Origin of the sequence: Salipiger marinus, assembly GCF_035481585.1 — a bacterium.
In the GTDB taxonomy this organism is placed as follows: domain Bacteria; phylum Pseudomonadota; class Alphaproteobacteria; order Rhodobacterales; family Rhodobacteraceae; genus Salipiger; species Salipiger marinus.
On the sequence record NZ_JAYKSL010000030.1, the window covers coordinates 1 to 16,680 of the forward strand.

The 16,680-nt window shown below is 67.2% G+C and carries 18 protein-coding genes and 2 tRNA genes; 13 read left to right on the forward strand and 7 right to left on the reverse strand.

Annotated elements, in window-relative coordinates:
• The coding region (locus VK682_RS24230) for a hypothetical protein (protein WP_324782709.1) at positions 1–299 on the forward strand (299 nt) is incomplete at its 5' end.
• Positions 300–364: 65 nt separating this feature from the next.
• Positions 365–691: a hypothetical protein gene (locus tag VK682_RS24235; protein ID WP_230797941.1), complete on the forward strand. Its 327-nt coding sequence runs from the start codon at positions 365–367 to the stop codon at positions 689–691.
• A 312-nt stretch (positions 692–1,003) separates the two neighbouring features.
• On the opposite strand, the gene VK682_RS24240 is transcribed toward VK682_RS24235, so the two are convergent.
• Positions 1,004–1,585: an NYN domain-containing protein gene (locus VK682_RS24240; protein ID WP_230797942.1), complete on the reverse strand. Its 582-nt coding sequence runs from the start codon at positions 1,583–1,585 to the stop codon at positions 1,004–1,006.
• Between the two features lie 855 nt (positions 1,586–2,440).
• On the opposite strand from VK682_RS24240, the gene VK682_RS24245 reads away from it, so the two are divergent.
• A complete protein-coding gene (locus VK682_RS24245) occupies positions 2,441–3,394 on the forward strand; it encodes a phosphoadenosine phosphosulfate reductase (RefSeq protein ID WP_230797943.1) in 954 nt (317 codons plus the stop codon).
• Here the strand turns inward: VK682_RS24245 and VK682_RS24250 are convergent.
• Positions 3,382–4,452: an anhydro-N-acetylmuramic acid kinase gene (locus VK682_RS24250; protein WP_230797965.1), complete on the reverse strand. Its 1,071-nt coding sequence runs from the start codon at positions 4,450–4,452 to the stop codon at positions 3,382–3,384. The two genes, VK682_RS24245 and VK682_RS24250, sit on opposite strands and share 13 nt — an antisense overlap.
• A 115-nt stretch (positions 4,453–4,567) precedes the next feature.
• On the opposite strand from VK682_RS24250, the gene tyrS reads away from it, so the two are divergent.
• Positions 4,568–5,821, forward strand: coding sequence for a tyrosine--tRNA ligase (gene tyrS, locus VK682_RS24255; RefSeq protein WP_230797944.1), 1,254 nt, complete (start codon positions 4,568–4,570; stop codon positions 5,819–5,821).
• A gap of 3 nt (positions 5,822–5,824) precedes the next feature.
• Here the strand turns inward: tyrS and VK682_RS24260 are convergent, their stop codons facing one another.
• Entirely contained in the window at positions 5,825–6,808 is a 984-nt protein-coding gene (locus VK682_RS24260) for a serine hydrolase domain-containing protein (RefSeq protein ID WP_230797945.1), read from the reverse strand.
• Between the two features lie 131 nt (positions 6,809–6,939).
• On the opposite strand from VK682_RS24260, the gene VK682_RS24265 reads away from it, so the two are divergent.
• Positions 6,940–7,013, forward strand: a tRNA-Gly gene (locus tag VK682_RS24265).
• 26 nt (positions 7,014–7,039) lie between these two features.
• Here the strand turns inward: VK682_RS24265 and VK682_RS24270 are convergent.
• From VK682_RS24270 to VK682_RS24280, 3 genes are read right to left on the reverse strand one after another with little or no spacing between them, the layout of a single operon-like run.
• Complete coding sequence (locus VK682_RS24270; RefSeq protein WP_230797946.1) at positions 7,040–8,152, reverse strand: acetoin utilization protein AcuC; 1,113 nt, start codon at positions 8,150–8,152, stop codon at positions 7,040–7,042.
• A 51-nt stretch (positions 8,153–8,203) separates the two neighbouring features.
• A complete protein-coding gene (locus tag VK682_RS24275) occupies positions 8,204–8,971 on the reverse strand; it encodes a GNAT family N-acetyltransferase (protein ID WP_089851177.1) in 768 nt (255 codons plus the stop codon).
• Between the two features lie 4 nt (positions 8,972–8,975).
• The gene (locus VK682_RS24280) at positions 8,976–9,431 is read right to left on the reverse strand and encodes an outer membrane protein assembly factor BamE (RefSeq protein ID WP_089851175.1); all 456 of its coding nucleotides are present in this window, start codon (positions 9,429–9,431) and stop codon (positions 8,976–8,978) included.
• A 95-nt stretch (positions 9,432–9,526) separates the two neighbouring features.
• On the opposite strand from VK682_RS24280, the gene VK682_RS24285 reads away from it, so the two are divergent.
• The 8 genes from VK682_RS24285 (at position 9,527) to VK682_RS24320 (ending at position 16,044) form a co-directional block, all read left to right on the forward strand.
• Complete coding sequence (locus VK682_RS24285) at positions 9,527–10,093, forward strand: YceD family protein (RefSeq protein WP_230797947.1); 567 nt, start codon at positions 9,527–9,529, stop codon at positions 10,091–10,093.
• A gap of 168 nt (positions 10,094–10,261) precedes the next feature.
• Entirely contained in the window at positions 10,262–10,468 is a 207-nt protein-coding gene (gene rpmF / locus VK682_RS24290) for a 50S ribosomal protein L32 (RefSeq protein ID WP_089851174.1), read from the forward strand.
• Between the two features lie 23 nt (positions 10,469–10,491).
• On the forward strand, positions 10,492–11,607 hold the full coding sequence (gene plsX / locus VK682_RS24295; RefSeq protein ID WP_089851171.1) for a phosphate acyltransferase PlsX: 1,116 nt from the start codon (positions 10,492–10,494) through the stop codon (positions 11,605–11,607).
• A complete protein-coding gene (locus VK682_RS24300) occupies positions 11,604–12,575 on the forward strand; it encodes a beta-ketoacyl-ACP synthase III (protein ID WP_230797948.1) in 972 nt (323 codons plus the stop codon). Before plsX ends, VK682_RS24300 begins: the two co-directional genes overlap by 4 nt.
• A 107-nt stretch (positions 12,576–12,682) precedes the next feature.
• Complete coding sequence (gene ihfA / locus VK682_RS24305) at positions 12,683–12,985, forward strand: integration host factor subunit alpha (RefSeq protein ID WP_089851167.1); 303 nt, start codon at positions 12,683–12,685, stop codon at positions 12,983–12,985.
• A 6-nt stretch (positions 12,986–12,991) separates the two neighbouring features.
• The gene (locus VK682_RS24310) at positions 12,992–14,635 is read left to right on the forward strand and encodes a MerR family transcriptional regulator (RefSeq protein WP_324782710.1); all 1,644 of its coding nucleotides are present in this window, start codon (positions 12,992–12,994) and stop codon (positions 14,633–14,635) included.
• 80 nt (positions 14,636–14,715) lie between these two features.
• A tRNA-Pro gene (locus VK682_RS24315) sits at positions 14,716–14,792 on the forward strand.
• Between the two features lie 175 nt (positions 14,793–14,967).
• Complete coding sequence (locus tag VK682_RS24320; protein ID WP_230797950.1) at positions 14,968–16,044, forward strand: 2'-deoxycytidine 5'-triphosphate deaminase; 1,077 nt, start codon at positions 14,968–14,970, stop codon at positions 16,042–16,044.
• A gap of 18 nt (positions 16,045–16,062) precedes the next feature.
• Here VK682_RS24320 and scpB read toward each other — a convergent pair whose 3' ends face one another.
• Complete coding sequence (gene scpB / locus VK682_RS24325; protein ID WP_089851189.1) at positions 16,063–16,674, reverse strand: SMC-Scp complex subunit ScpB; 612 nt, start codon at positions 16,672–16,674, stop codon at positions 16,063–16,065.
• Positions 16,675–16,680 lie beyond the last annotated feature (6 nt).

The following is a 16,680-nucleotide window of genomic DNA, read 5'->3' on the forward strand; positions in this document are numbered from 1 at the left end:
GCAGATTGAACTACGAGTGCGACCGGATGCTGGATGCAATCACTGATGGAAAGCTGACCCCCGCCCAGGCCAAGGCCTGGCTGACCTCCGGTGTGCCCAGCGAACTCGACCGCATCGAGCGTCAGAGTAGGGTCAGCCGCATGGATCCGGTCGGCTCGCAGGAAGAAGACCGCCGCCTCGACTGGGCGACGGCGCGTGCCTGGAGGCAATTGGCAGTGTCAGGCCTGCACCCGGACTTGTCAGAGCGGGCCCGTCATGAGGTTCTAAAAAAGGCAGGACCGACGCCGATCCCAGCCTGAAACAGGCACGACCCCTCGGATTCTAAATTCTCAGTGAAGCGCCCGCCAGAACAGAGGACGGCCTCGTGCCGAGGATTGCCACGCAAACTGCGACACGGCTCGAATCTCCTGTTTCCGCTCAGGCAGCCATCGAAGCCACGTCACAGTTCACCTTCGCCCCCGACCTCTTGGCGGCCGTCGCATGGATCAACTCCGAACGGGACCGCGATCACGTCAAGGAAGATCCCCGCAAGCAGTTCGCCTCGAAGGCCCGCCTGTTCGTGAACGCGACGGGCATCTGCCGATGTCACATCGAGAACCCAGCGTCATCTCAAGCTCTGCAAGTCGGTGCCGCAACGCCTGCCGAAGAGCTACGGGAAAAGCGCGAAGGATGCAGACCGGAGCCTCGATGACCTCCTGGCCAAGTCAGAAGAGCTGCCCGCGAATAGGGTCGGATTGTCCCGACGCACGGTCAACGGGCAGCCGGTTGCTGCCGGTCGTTCCTCGCGCAGCAAACTGCGGGCTGCCACAGGTCAGGAACCGCCCGGAGCCCTCCCTGACGCATCAGCGTCTCAACCCCGGAACTTTGCAGGTGACTGGCGTTCGACTCCCCACCCATGCGGCAGACACCGGCGGACTGGGCTGAGAATCGTCGGCGCTCCGTTTTGCATGGCTGTCAGATAGCCAACTGGCACTTCGAATGTCGCCAAGATGGATTTCTGACATTAGCGCGGCGGATCGTCGGGCAGGTTCAACCAGAGTCGTCCCGCGCGATAGCCGCCCCTCACCAGGTAGCCGTCCTCGGCCACCTCTGGATGCTGGTCAGTCCAGTCTCGATAGCGATCATTGGTCACGACCCGGGCCTTATGATCCCGCGCAGCAGCAAGAATGACCCCGTCTGCAGGCGTGCCCCTAGCGACAACCGTCACCCGGTCGCGGCGCAGGCCCAGAAGCTTCGCCAGAGCCAAGCCATCCAGATAGCGATCAGACAGCTTGTATCCGACATTCGCATCAAACACGACGCCAGGTGCATAGCCCTGTGCGCTCAGGAACTGAATGGTGTCCTTGACCGCGGCGATGTCAGGGCCCGCGCCCTTCCAGTGCATGATGTTGGACCCGTCAAGAATGATCCAAGGCTTCGTCGCGCTCCGCGAGATCCCTCTGTTCCAGAGCGCCCTGAGAAGAAGAATCAAGCTGGCAATCACGCAGGGAACCGCCAGCAGCAGCAGGTCCAGAAGCCCCGGAACAAGCAGCCCCACAAGCAGCCCCGCGCAGGAGACGATAAATATGAATAGCAGTACGAACATCACCGTTTTCCTTTTCCGCGGAGAAGACTACGGCAGACGCGGCTGAGCAACAGGTAGTCTTACCAACCAGCAGCGGTCGCTCGAACCCGGTGCAGCGACGGGCGCGACGCGGCCCGAAGCTGCCGGTCGACAAGAGCGCAGCGGCAGGCGTACCAAGCCCAAAGCGATGACAGGACCATCTCCAGCCGTCTTCGAACCGGCTCCACGCCGCGTGCCAGTTGCGACGCAAATTCTGCGATCTCCACGATTTCGATCCATGACGTGCAGTCATCGCCTTCGCTGCGGCGCAGCACTCGTGTCATAGGATCTGTCGCCCGCCCATGACGGGCGAAGACGGGGAGCGCGACCGGCTGCTTGCTGGGGCCGCTGGATGCCGCGCCGGATCAAGGTCTGGCGCGCCGGGCTTGATCACATCGAAAGGCTGCGCGTCGCTGCCGAGCTCAACTCTTTCAGACAGACCCGGGGTGAGATCCGCCGCAATGGCCGTGGGACATGTCTGTCCGGCGAAAGACATGCCTTGACGGAGCGAGAATTTCAGCACCAGAGCCGCATTCCGAAAGCGCGGCGCCTGTTACGACCAATCCAGAGTGAATCCTGTTCCGGGACCATCAGGGCCGGGCTGCGGGAAGCGTGACCGCCAGCGGTGGCTGATCAGGCGCTGGACGCCACTGCCGTGGCTGGCGCGGCGCGCGGTATGGGAGGGCAGCCCCTTTCCGGTTTGCACGGCGCCGGGGATCGCAGCATTACCCCGCTTTGTGCATATTTTCGCCTTAAACCCCGGGCAATGTGTCACAATGTGGCGCTGGAACGGCGTCGGGGGCCTGAAGGCCGCAGCAGGACAAAGGGTCAGGCAGGATGCAGGACGGAGCGGATCTTTCCACGGTCGATCTGACCGGGCTGACACCGGCGCAGTGGCTGGCCGAGGTCGCGGCCAAGGGCGAGGATCACGGCTTTTACGAACCGCTGGGGCCGTCCCATCACGCCGTGTTCGTGGAGGATGGCGACACGCTGCTGGTCACCTTCGAGACCCTGCCCGGCATCGCCGCCCTCTCCGAAACCGCGACCCCGCTGGGATGGGAGATCATGTCCGCCGGGGGCTGGTCGCATCTGGCGCTGCTCGCCACCTCCGACACATGGTTCCGCGACCCCAAGGTCTACGGCTTTTTCGACCAGCTTCTGGATGACGGGTTCTTTGACGATTTCGAGCGGGTGATCTTTTACGGCGCGGGCCCCTGCGGCTATGCCGCCGCCGCCTATTCGGTGACAGCCCCCGGTGCGCAGGTGCTGGTGATCCAGCCGCAGGCGACGCTGGATCCGCGCGTCACCGGCTGGGATGACCGGTTCACCGACCGCCGAAGGCTCGATTTCACCTCGCGCTATGGCTATGCGCCCGACATGCTGGATGCCGCCCGGCAGGCCTTCGTGCTGTTTGATCCGCGGGAGCGGCTGGATGCCATGCATGCCGCCCTTTTCGAACGGCAGGGCGTGACCCGGCTGCGCCTGCCCTTCATGGGCGACGCGCTGCAGGGCGATCTGCTGGATCTGGATCTGATCCTGCCGCTGCTGACCGCTCTGGCCGAGGACCGGCTGGATGGCGCCAGTTTTGCAAGGCTGCTGCGGGCGCGGCGCGACCATCCGCCCTATCTGCGCCGCCTGCTCGCCCATCTGGAAGCGACGGACCGTCTGACGCTGGCCGAAGCGCTTTGCGTCAATGTCACCCGCCGCTTCAACGCGCCGCGCTTCCGCCGCAGGCTGGAGGCGCTGCGGGCCGCGCGGCCCCGCAGCGGCAGCGGGGCTCAGGCCGGCTGATCCGGGCGCGCGATCTGCCCGCCCCCCACCGCCACGGCAACCCCGGTGGTGCCGGGGGCCGAGGTGGGCCAGCCGCGCGCAACCCGCACCGCGAGATAGCCGAAGGCCTGCGCCTCCAGCATGTCGCCATCAAGGCCGACCGCTTCCACCGGCTCGACCGGGCAGTCGAGCCCTGCGCGCAGCATCGCCATCATCACCGGGTTGAGCCGCCCGCCCCCCGTCACCAGCAGCCGCGCGGGCGGCACCGGGCAATGTTCCATCCCCTGCATGACGGCGGCGGCGGCCATGGCGGTCATGGTGGCGGCGGCATCCGCATCCGACAGTTCGCGCACCAGATCCAGCATCAGGTCAAAATCGTCGCGATCCAGCGATTTGGGCGGCATCCGGCGAAAGTATGTCTCCTCCAGAAACAGCTCCAGCGCGCCCTCCACCACCCGGCCCGTGGCGGCGAGCGCCCCGTCGCGATCACAGTCGAGCCCGCGCCGCGCCATCATCAGATCGTTGATCGGCGCATTGGCGGGGCCGGTGTCAAAGGCCAGCAGCGCGCCCTCCGCCTCGGGGGCCGGTTGCGACGGGTCGATCCATGTCAGGTTGCCGACCCCGCCTAGGTTCAGAAAGGCCACGGGATCTCTGGCGCCGATGCGGCGGGCGCAGGCGAAATGGAAAAACGGCGCCAGCGGCGCGCCCTCGCCCCCCAGCGCCACATCGGCAGAGCGGAAATCCCACACCACAGGGCGCCCCAGCGCCTCGGCCAGCATCCCGCCATCGCCCAGCTGATGGGTGCCGCGCCCCTTGGGATCATGCGCCAGCGTCTGGCCGTGAAAGCCCACCAGCTCCGCCTCGGGGAAGTCGCGCAGCAGTTCGGCATGGGCGCGCTGGATCACCTCCTGCGCCGCCTCCAGCCCCGGATCGCCCGGCCAGCGGCCCAGCACGCCGCGCAGCACCGCGCGCTCCGCCTCGGTATAGGGGCGGTAGCCGCTGCGCCCGAACTCCACGATCTCTGCACCGTCCGTCAGGATCAGCGCCGCATCCACCCCGTCAAGCGAGGTTCCCGACATGCAGCCAAGCGCCCAGACCGGGCCTGCGCCGCTTTTCGATCCGTGCCCGTGATTGCCCTTCACCTTCGACGCCCTCAGCCTTATAGAAACGGGCGGACTATAGAGGGGATCCCCGATGACCTACCATCCCAAATCGGACTTCATGCGCGTCATGATGGAGCGCGGCTATCTTGCCGACTGCACCGATTACCAGAGCCTTGACGAGGCGCTGTCACAGGGGGTCGTCACCGCCTATATCGGCTATGACGCCACGGCAAAATCGCTGCATGTGGGCCATCTGCTCAACATCATGATGCTGCGCTGGCTGCAGAAAACCGGACACCGCCCCATCACGCTGATGGGCGGCGGCACCACCAAGGTGGGCGATCCGTCCTTCCGCGCCGACGAGCGCCCGCTGCTGACGCCCGACCAGATCGACGCCAATATCGACGGCATGAAGCAGGTTTTCGCCAAATACCTGACCTATGGCGACGGTGCGACCGAAGCGCTGATGCTCAACAATGCCGAATGGCTGGACGGGCTCAACTATCTGGAATTTCTGCGCGACATCGGGCGGCATTTCTCGGTGAACCGCATGCTGGCCTTCGAGTCGGTGAAATCCCGGCTGGACCGCGAACAGTCGCTGTCCTTCCTCGAATTCAACTACATGATCCTGCAGGCCTATGATTTCCTTGAACTGAACCGCCGCTATGGCTGCGTGCTGCAGATGGGCGGATCGGACCAGTGGGGCAACATCATCAACGGCATCGACCTGACCCGCCGGGTGCTGGATGCGCAGATCTTTGGCCTGACCTCGCCGCTGCTGACCACCAGCGACGGGCGCAAGATGGGCAAATCGCAGGGCGGCGCCATGTGGCTCAATGCCGACATGCTGAGCCCTTACGAATTCTGGCAGTTCTGGCGCAACACCACCGATGCCGATGTGGGCCGCTTCCTGAAGCTTTACACCGAACTGCCGCTGGAGGAATGCAACCAGCTTGCGGCCCTTGAAGGGTCGGACATCAACGCCGCCAAGATCGTGCTCGCCAATGAGGTGACCACGCTCTGCCATGGTGCCGAGGCGGCGGCGGCGGCAGAGGCCACGGCGCGCGAGGTCTTCGAGAAGGGCGGCGTGGGCGACGATCTGCCGACGGTGGAACTGTCGGCGGCGGAACTGGGCGAGGGCCTGTCCATCGTGCAGCTGATCGTGCGCGCGGGCCTTGCCAAATCCGGCAAGGAGGCCAAGCGGCTGATCGTGGAAAACGGCGCGCGGCTTGACGACGCGCCGCTGACCGATGCCGGGCTGATGCTGGATGCCGCAGCCCTTGCGCAGCCGGTCAAGCTGTCGGCGGGCAAGAAACGCCATGCGCTGGTGAAGCTGGCGGACTAGACCTCAGGCTTCGGCCACGATCTGCGCGGCAAGCTCGCGCAGATCGCCGAAATGCCCCTCGGACCGGGCGGGCAAGGTCGGGTCGGAGGTGATGGTGAGGACCAGATCGCGCCCCGGCACCACCACCAGCATCTGCCCGCCATAGCCGCGCGCATAGGCGGCAGACTCCCCCGCCAGCGTGGTCAGGAACCAGCCATAGCCATACTGGTCGCCGGAAAACGGCGAGCGCGCCCGCGCCTGCCACGAGGTGTCAAGCCATGACTCCGGCACCACCTGTGCGCCGTCCCAGCGCCCGCCCTGCAGCGCCATCTGCCCGATGCGCGACAGGCCGCGCGGGCTCAGCCCCATGTCATTGCCGCCCAGATAGCGCCCCTGCGGATCGCGCACCCAAGGCGCAAAATCCACACCCAAAGGCGCCCCCAGCCGGGCGCGTGCCTGATCCAGCAGGCTCAGGCCGGTGGCTTCCGCCAGCACCGCGCCCAGCACATGCCAGCCGCCGGTGGAATAGATGAACCGCCCGCCGGGTTCCGCCCCCGGCTCCGGCTCCAGCGCGGTGGCGAGCCAGTCGCGGCTCGACACCCACGCGCCGTAGCTCGCCCCAGAGGTGCGCACCAGCCCGGTCTGCATCGACAGCAGATGCCCCACGGTCAGATCATCCAGACTGTCGCCGCGCGGATCCCGCCCCAGCAGCGGCAGCACCTTCGCCTCCACCCCGGGCAGATCGCCCCGGTCGATGGCGATGCCGGTCAGCAGCGCCACCAGCGTCTTGGACACGGATTTGACATTGGTGATGCGGTCCAGCCCCGGCCCGCGATAGGCCTCGGCAAAGATCTCCTGCCCGCCCTGCCGCAGCACCAGCGCATGCAGCTGCGACAGGCCTTGCGCCCGCGCGGCCCAAGGCCGGGCCTGCGCCAGCGCAGGCGTGGCAAGACAGGCAGAGGCGCCCAGCAGAAAGGCGCGGCGGGTGGGGAGGATCACATGGTTCATGGCGCAACACCTTTGCCAGAACCGCGCCAGCGGCAAGCCCACGCCCCATCACAGAGCCGTGCACGCCCCCGCCCGCGCGGCGATTTTTCATCTTGCAACAGCGGCGCCCTGCCGCTATTTCAGCGCCAGACGCGGGTATGGTGAAATGGTATCACACGAGCTTCCCAAGCTCTTGGCGCGGGTTCGATTCCCGCTACCCGCTCCATCCTTTCCCCCAGATCAGATGTCAGCTCAGATGCGCTGCCGCAGCACGGCCACGTCACGGCGGATCTCGTCGCGGATCGGGCCTTCGCGCGGGGCATCGGCCAGCGTGGTCAGCAGCACCTCGCCGGGTTGCCCGCGCCGCGCCCAGACCTGACGGCGCAGCACCGCCTGGGCTGCCTGCGGCAGATGCTCCGGCACCTCCTGCCCCGACAGTTCCGCCCAGACCAGCGACCAGAGCCGCGCCACCGTCCACGGATTGTAACCGCCCCCGCCTGACACGATCAGCCGCGGCGCAAGCCCGCGCAGCGCCCGCACCGCCCGCCGGTGCGACAGGTTCGACAGCGTCAGCCGCGCCAGCGGATCCTCGCTGACCGCATCGGCGCCGCATTGCAGGAAGATCGCGTCAGGCCGGAAGGCCGCCACCGCGGGCAGGATCATCTCCTCCAGCACCAGCGCAAATTCGCTGTCATTGAACCCCGCAGGCACCGGCAGGTTGAAGGACGCCCCGCCCGCCGCCTCCTCCAGCGCGCCGGTGAAGGGCCAGCGCCGCGCCTCATGCACCGAAATCACCCGCACCTGCTCCGACCCGGCAAAGCCCAGCTCCACCCCGTCGCCATGATGCGCGTCGATATCCACATAGGCGACGCGGCGCAGCCCCAGCCGCAGCAGATGGCGGATGGTCAGCACCGGTTCATTGAGAAAACAGAAGCCGCTGGCGCGGTCGGGCAGCGCGTGATGGGTGCCGCCGCCGGGATTGAACACCACGCCGCCGTCGCGCGCCACCAGTTCCGCCGCCAGCAGCCCGCCCCCCACCGCCGTGGCCGGACGGCGGAACATCTCGGGAAAGACCGGATTCGAATGGGTGCCCAGCCCGTGGCGCTCCCGCACCTCCGCCGACACCTCGCCCGCGCGCTCCGCCGCCTCCAGTGCTGCCACATACTCCGCGCCATGCCAGTCGCGCAGGGCGGCGGGCTTGGCGCGCGGGCTGGTGCGCCAGACCTCGCGCGGCAGCCAGTCCAGCGCCCTGCACAGGTCGATCACCGCAGGCACCCGCTCGATCGACAGCGGATGCACCGCGCCATAGCGCGAGCCGCGATAAATCTCCGATCCGATAAAGACCGCCACGCCCTGCCCTTTCATCTTGCCCTTAAACTCCGGGGGAGCCCCGCAGGGGCGGGGGCAGAGCCCCCTTCAGCCCGCGATCGCCCGCAGCGCGCGGGCCCGGGCCGCCGGGATCGCCGCAGTTTCCACGCCGGTAAAGACATGCAGCGTGTTCATCTGCCGGTCGATCACCGCGTGATCGCTGACCCAGCCGCCCATGGACAGATAGGTGCGCAGCAGCGGCGGAATCAGCCGCAGCGCCGCCCGCGCATCCCCCGCCGGAACCTCGGGGTCAAAGCGGATCACCTCGGGCGCCTTTTCCCCGACCCGCCAGCGCTCCGGCGCGGCATGGCGGGCGCGCAGATAGGCAAAGGCCTCGGCGTAGCGGGCGGGATCGGTGCCCGCGAAACTGGCGCAGCCGAACAGCATCCGCCCGCCCCGCGCATCCACCAGCCCGGTGATCGCGCCCCATGCCAGCCGCAGAATGTCGGGATCGGTCAGGTCGGGATGGATGCAGAACCGCCCCAGCTCCAGCATCGGGCCGCCAAACCCCTCCAGCCGGGCCAGATCATAATACTGCCCGGCATAGCTCTGCCCGGGCCCCCGCGCCGCATCGATCCACAGGAAGCGGAAACAGGCGACCAGCCGCCCGCCCGTCTCTTCGATGAGCATATGGGAACAGGCGGCGTCAAACCCGTCTTCGTCGCGCCGCCCGCCCGGACCAAAGAAGGCGAGCCCGCGCAGATCCTGCGCCGCGCGCAGATCCTGTGGCCCCTGCGCCAGACGCACCACATAGCGTCCGCGCGCCAGAACCGCCTCCCCCGTGGCGGTGTGATCCTGCCCGGGGCCGCGCGTCATGACGTCAGTTGTCGCTGAGAAGATCGCCCACATTCAGGCGACCCACATTGCCGAAGAGCCTGCGGATGAAGCCAAGCTCGCCATCCGCGGTGCGGGTGATGCGCCGCGACAGCGGCACCACGGCGCCATCTTCCAGCCCGTAGCGGGTGATGTTCTCGACCACGCCCGCCTCGTCGAAGGTGATGGCCAGCACGGTGCGGTTCACCACCTCGGGCGCCTGCCATGCAAAGGTGCGGACCTGACTTTCGATGTAATAGAAATTGCCGTGATCGGTCACGCCAGAGGCGGTCGGCACGCCGACCAGCTCTTCGACCGTGGTGCGGGTGTCGACACCGGGCACGATCTGCTGCAGCTCGTCCTCGCGCGGGACATAGCCGTGACTGCGATACTGCGCCGCACAGGCTGTCAGCCCCACTGCGGCCACTGCCGCCAGCAGCGTGATTCTCACCCGTCTCGCCATGGACTGCGTCCCCGCCCCTTGTCTTGACCCTTCGGGCCTTCTATCCCGGATTACACAACCGAGCCAACCCGTTCAAGCCAAGGAAAGCGATGCCCATGACCAGCGGCGGAAACTCCTCGGGGCGGCTGCGCCTCACGGCCCTGCGCCGAGATGCCCCCACGCCCTTTGATCTGCGCCCAGACGAACCGGCGCGCCGCGCCCTTGCCGACCGGCTGGGGCTGCTTGCCCTGCGCAAGGCGCGCCTTGCGGGCGAACTCATCCCCGGCGATGGCGGCAGCTGGCGGCTGGTGGCCGAGCTGGGCGCCACCGTAGTGCAGGCCTGCGTGGTGACGCTGGATCCGGTGACCACCCGCATCGACGAGCCGGTGGAGCGCCGCTTCCGCCCCGCGCAGGACATGCCGCGGCTTGATGCCGGAACCGAGGTGGAGGTGCCCGAGGAGGAAGAAGATCCCCTGCCCGACGTGCTGGATCTGACCTCGGTGCTGACCGAGGCGCTGTCTCTGGCCCTGCCGGTCTATCCGCGCAGCCCCGCCGCCGAAGCAGCACTGGCCGAGGCCGCAGAGCCTGCAGGGCTGCCGGAAGAAGAGGAAAGACCCAATCCTTTTGCCGCGCTCGAAGGGCTGAAAGACCGTCTTTCCGGAGGAAATGACAAAGACAGCTGAGCACAGGCGCGCGAATCCACTTGCGGTTTGTCACGAAATACCTATTTTCGCGCCTTCATCGGAATTCCGGGTTGCTATCGCCCATGCCTTGAGACTATGAGGCCGGGCACGCCCGAACGGAACGGGCAGACGAAATTGCCCTCACACGCGAAAGATCGAGGTTGAGACATGGCTGTCCAACAGAACAAAGTATCCAAGTCGCGCCGCAACAACCGTCGCGCGCATGACGCGCTGGTCGCGGCCAATCCCAACGAATGCGGTAACTGCGGCGAGCTGAAGCGCCCGCATCACGTCTGCCCGTCCTGCGGTCATTACGCCGACCGTCAGGTCGTCGCCGTGACCGACGAGATCGAGCTGGACGAAGACGCGGCATAAGCTGTCGAAGGCCCTTACGCCGCATGACTTCCGCTCAGGACAAATCGCAGGCGGACGGGCCTCTGGTCCTCTCCATCGATGCCATGGGTGGCGATCGCGGGCCGGCAGCCATTGTTGCCGGCCTCGCGCTCTTCGCCCGGAAGCATCGGGATGTCCGCATCCTGCTGCACGGCCCCGAAGCCGATCTGCGCCCCATGGTGGACCGCCACAGGGGTCTTGCCGCGCAATGTGACATTCGCAACGCCACGGGCGTGGTGTCCATGCAGGACAAACCCAGCCACGTGATGCGCAACGGGCAGGACACATCCATGTGGTCCACGCTCGATTCGGTGCGCAACGGCGAAGCCACCGTGGCGGTATCCTGCGGGAATACCGGCGCGCTGATGCTGCTGTCGATGGTGCGGCTGCGCAAGCTGCCGGGCGTCAACCGCCCTGCCATCGCCGTGCTCTGGCCCTCGCGCAATCCGCAGGGGTTCAACGTGATGCTCGATGTGGGCGCGGACATCCGCGCCGATGCCGAGGATCTGCTGAAATATGCGATGATGGGCGCCTCTTACGCCCGCAACGCGCTGGCGCTGACCCGGCCCCGTGTCGGGCTGCTGAATGTCGGCACCGAAGAACACAAGGGCCGCGCCGAACTGAAGGCCGCCCACGAGATGATCACCGCCCATGCCGAGGCGGGCGGCTTCGAATTTGTCGGCTTCTGCGAAGGCGGCGACATTCCCGGCAGCCGCTGCGACGTGATCGTGACCGACGGCTTTACCGGCAATATCGCGCTCAAGACCGGCGAAGGCACCGCCTCGCTGATCGGAGCGCTGCTGCGCGAGGCCTTCGCCTATTCGCCGCTGTCGCGGCTGGCCTCGCTGCTGGCGCTGACCTCGCTCAAACGGCTGCAGGCGCGGATCGACCCGCGCCGCAAGAATGGCGGGGTTTTCCTCGGGCTGAACGGCACGGTGGTGAAATCCCACGGCGCCGCCGATGCCACAGGAGTGGCCGCCGCCGTCGAACTGGCCTATGACCTTGCCCTGACGGGGTTCGGCGACAGACTCGCCGCCCGCATCGCCTCGGCCGCATCCAGCGTCGAGGCAGCGGCAGAGCCGCAGGATCCGCAGAGCAGGAAAGACGGAACAAATTCATGACGATACGGGCGCAGGTGGCGGGCATCGGGCATTATCTGCCCGAACGGATCGTTCCCAACGCGGAGTTCGAGAAAACCCTCGAAACCTCGGATGAATGGATTCGCACGCGGTCGGGAATCGAGCGGCGCCACTTCGCCGCCCCCGAGGAAACCACCTCGATTCTCGCCACCCATGCCGCCCGCGCCGCGCTGAAGGATGCGGGGCTTGAGCCGTCCGACCTTGATGCGCTGATTGTTGCCACCTCCACCCCGGATCTGACCTTCCCCTCTGCCGCCACCATGGTGCAGGCCCGGGTGGGAATGACCGGCGGCTTTGCCTTCGACGTGCAGGCGGTCTGTGCGGGCTTTGTCTATGCGCTGACCACCGCCAATGCGCTGATCATCTCCGGTCAGGTGCGCCGCGTCATGGTCATCGGGGCAGAGACGTTTTCCCGCATCATGGACTGGACCGACCGGTCCACCTGCGTGCTTTTCGGAGACGGCGCGGGCGCGCTGATCCTAGAAGCGGGCGAAGGCACCGGCGACAGCACCGATCGCGGCATCCTGTCCACCGACCTGCATTCCGACGGCCAGTTCCGCGACCTGCTCTATGTCGATGGCGGCGTCAGCACCAATTCCATCGGCCATCTGCGCATGGAGGGGAAGGAAATCTTCCGCCATGCCGTCGAAAAGCTCGCCTCCACCGCCACCGCCGCGCTGGACAAGGCCGGGCTCACCGCAGAGGACGTGGACTGGGTCGTGCCGCATCAGGCCAATATCCGCATCATCACCGGCACCGCCAAGAAGCTGGGCCTGCCGATGGAGCAGGTCATCGTCACCGTTCAGGACCATGGCAACACCTCCGCCGCCTCCATTCCGATGGCGCTGTCGGTCGGAAAACACGCGGGCAAGATCACCCGTGGCGATCTGGTCGTGACCGAGGCGATTGGCGGCGGACTGGCCTGGGGCGCGGTCGTCCTGCGCTGGTAGCGCAAATTCCCGGCAAAATCCGGCTGTTGCGGCGCATTGCACAAGTGCGTGAACTTGACACGCAAATTGCCAGCTGCCTATGCTGCCCCCAAACCGGGAGGTAGCAGATGAGCGACAAGACACTCACGCGCATGGATCTGAGCGAAGCCGTCTTCCGCGAGGTGGGCCTGTCGCGCAACGAAAGCGCCGAATTGGTCGAGGCGGTGCTGCAGCACATGTCCGACGCGCTGGTGCGGGGCGAGCAGGTCAAGATTTCGTCCTTCGGCACCTTCTCGGTGCGTGACAAGGCGGCACGGGTCGGGCGCAATCCCAAGACCGGCGAAGAAGTCCCGATCCAGCCGCGCCGGGTGCTGACCTTCCGCCCGTCGCATCTGATGAAGGAACGCGTTGCCGAGGGCAACAAGGGGTAAGGGCGCATGACCAAGTCCCGCGACGCTTTTCGCACCATCAGCGAGGTGGCGGAGCTGCTGGACACGCCGGCCCATGTGCTGCGCTTCTGGGAAAGCAAGTTCACGCAGGTCAAGCCGGTGAAACGTGCGGGCGGGCGGCGCTATTACCGCCCCGCCGATATCGGCCTGCTGGCGGGCATCCGCAAGCTGCTGCATGACGATGGCATGACCATCAAGGGCGTGCAGAAGGTGCTGCGCGAACAGGGTGTGCGCCATGTCGCCACCCTCACCACCTTTGACGGGCAGACCGACGAGGAGGACGTGGTCGAGGCGCCCTTCGTCGAGGTGATGCCCGAGGGCGCCACCGTGCTGCCCTTCGTGCCCGGCGCCGCCCCGCAGGCCGCCCCCGACAGCGCCACCACGCCCGAGATCCGCGATATTTTCGGCTATCTGCGCGACACTCCGCCCCGCCCGCGACCGCGCGTCGATCCGGAGCCCGGGCCTGAGGCAGGACTGCCCTACGATGCCCCGGCCCCCGCAGGCGGGCCCATGGCCCCCGAGCCCGGCGCCGACCACGCCCCCGCCACGGCGCCGGAGACGGCAGAGACCAGCCCGGTCGCCCGCGAGCCTGACCCCGGCGCGCCCCCTCTATATGATGCGGCAGAACCGGATCTGCCCGATGCCGCCCCTCTGACCAACCTGCCGGACCCCCTCTCCAGCGCCGACGCCGAGAGCCTGCAGACCGCAGCGCAGGATGCGCCGTCAGACGCCGCTGCCGACACCCTGCCGGAAATCCCTGCCGATACCGCCCTTGGTCAAACTTCCGAGGCCGAGGAGCCCGCGCCGCACGGTGCCGAAAGTCTACCCGATTTCCTCCTCAGCCCGCTCGACCCCGGCCCGGACAGCGCCGCAGACAGCACCCCCGGCGACGCGCAGGAATTGCCCGCCGAGGACAGTGTCTCAGCCTCCACGCCGGATCTGCCGGAGGAGGCGCCCTCCACGCCCGAGGCGACCCACACACCCCAACACGACCCTGCCGAAGCCGCGCCGACATCCGAGCCCGAGCCTGCGACAGCGGAGACCGTGATCGCGACCGACGCCCTGCCCGAAGATCTGGCCGCCCCGCACTCTGAGGTTACCCCCGCAGCAGAGGACAGCGCGCCGCAGCAGCCCGACCGCGACACCACGTCCGAGACCGAGACCGAGACCGAGACCGAGACCGAGACCGAGACCGAGACCGAGACCGAGACCGAGACCGAGACCGAGACCGAGACCGAGACCGAGACCGAGACCGAGACCGAGACCGAGACCGAGACCGACTTCGGCGCAACACCTGACCCCGAAGCAAGCGCCTCCGAATCCGACCTCGACGCCACGCCCGAAGCTGACCTCGACACAGGCCACGCGCCTGCCTTCCGCGACGCCCCTGAGCCTGACCTCGCTGCAGCGGAGCCCGACCTCGGCGCCGCAGCCGAAGAGACGCCTCTCGAGAACATCCCCACAGCCGTGCCCCCCGCGCTTCCAGACCTCGACAGCCTGCCGCTGCCCGCTCCCGGGCCGCTGGGTCTGATCGCCCGGATCGACCGGCTGAGCCCTCCCGATGCGGCGGCGATCGGCCCGCATCTCTCCGCGCTGCGCGCGTTTCTGGACCATCGTCAGACCCGCGCCTGACAATCTTGGAAAAGATGAAGAATTCTTCCGAAGGGGGGTTGCCCCTGCCCGGAAATACAGTAAGAACCACCTCCACAAGTCGGGCTATAGCGCAGCCTGGTAGCGCGTCCGTCTGGGGGACGGAAGGTCGCAGGTTCGAGTCCTGCTAGCCCGACCAAAACACCCCTTATCACCAACACGACTTGTCCGCCCGCCGGGAATGGGGAAATGCCCCACCCGATCAAGGGCTTGCGGGGCGATGTTCCATCGACCCCGTTCCCGGGTCGCGCAATCCCCTTTCCCGAGGCCGCCGCAGTTGCTAAGCACGCGCGACCACAAAAGGACCGATGCCGATGACCGGGGTGCTCGCCAGCCAGCAGATTGCCGCGCTTTACGAAAGCGGCGCCATCACCAGCGACCTGCCGCTGGTGGAGGGGCAGATCCAGCCCGCAAGCCTTGATCTGCGGCTTGGTCACGAGGCGATCCGGGTCCGCGCCTCCTTCCTTGCCGGGGCTGGTCGGCGGCTGTCGGACCGCATCGCCGAGTTTGAAATGCACCGCGTCGATCTGCGGCAGGGTGCGGTGCTGGAAAAGGGCTGCGTCTATGTGGTGCCGCTGCTGGAACGGCTGGACCTGCCCCCCGGGCTGACGGCGGTGGCCAATGCCAAAAGCTCCACCGGCAGGCTTGATCTGCTGACCCGCACCATCACCGATGGCGGCACCGAATTCGACCGCGTGGCCGAAGGCTATCGCGGCCCGCTTTACGCCGAGATCTGCCCGCGGTCGTTTTCAGTGCTGGCGCGCACCGGCATGCGGCTGAACCAGATCCGCTTTCGCCGGGGCCAGTCGATCCTGACTGATGCCGAGCTTTCCGCGCTTCACGCCAGCGAGACGCTGGTCAGCGGCGGGCCTGCGGTCATCGGGCAGGGTCTGGGCTTCTCGGTCGATCTGCACGCGCAGGACGGCGCGCTGGTGGGCTGGCGGGCCAAGCCGCATACCGGGGTGATCGATCTCGACCGGCTGGGCCGCTATGATCCCGCCGAGTTCTGGGATCCGCTGACCGCCGCGCAGGGGCAGCTGATCCTTGATCCCGATGCCTTCTACATCCTTGTCAGCCGCGAGGCCGTGCATATCCCGCCGGATTACGCCGCCGAAATGGCGCCCTATCTGGCGATGGTGGGCGAATTCCGCGTGCATTACGCGGGCTTTTTCGATCCGGGCTTCGGCCATTCGGCGGCGGGCGGCACCGGATCGCGCGGCGTGCTGGAGGTGCGCTGCCACGAGGCGCCCTTCGTGCTGGAACACGGGCAGATCGTCGGGCGGCTGGTCTATGAGCGCATGGATGAACGGCCCGCGCAGATCTATGGCGCGGGAATCGCCTCCAACTATCAGGGCCAAGGCCTGAAGCTGTCGAAACATTTCCGCGACTGATCTCTGCCGGGGCGGCGCTCAGTCCTCGAAAAGCTCGGTCTGGCCGGGTGCCTCGTCCTCGTCGCCCTCGTCCAGCGTGGCGGGACCGGGGGCAAGGCTGCCCGGCGGCGGGCGGTTGTCCAGAAGACCCGCCGCGCGCAGATCCTGCAGCCCCGGCAGATCGCGGGCGTTTTCCAGCCCGAAATGATCCAGAAACTGATCCGTGACCACAAAGGTCACCGGGCGGCCCGGCGTCATTTTGCGGCGGCCAAAGCGGATCCACTCCAGTTCCAGAAGCTGGTCCACGGTGCCCCGGCTGACGCTGACGCCGCGGATCTCCTCGATCTCGGCGCGGGTGACGGGCTGGTGATAGGCAACGATGGCCAGCGTCTCGATGGCGGCACGGCTCAGCTTGCGCGTCTCCACCGTTTCCTTCTGCATCAGATAGGCCAGATCCGGCGCGGTGCGGATCGCCCATGCGTCGCCCACCCGCATCACCGCCACACCCCGGCCCTCATAGCGCGCGCGCAGCAGCGCCACCGCCTCGGCAGGGTCGGAGCCATGCGGCATCCGGTCGGCAAGCTCCCGCAGGCTCACGGGCTCTGCCGAGGCGAACAGGATCGCCTCCACCATGCGCTCCTGCTCGGCCATGGGCGG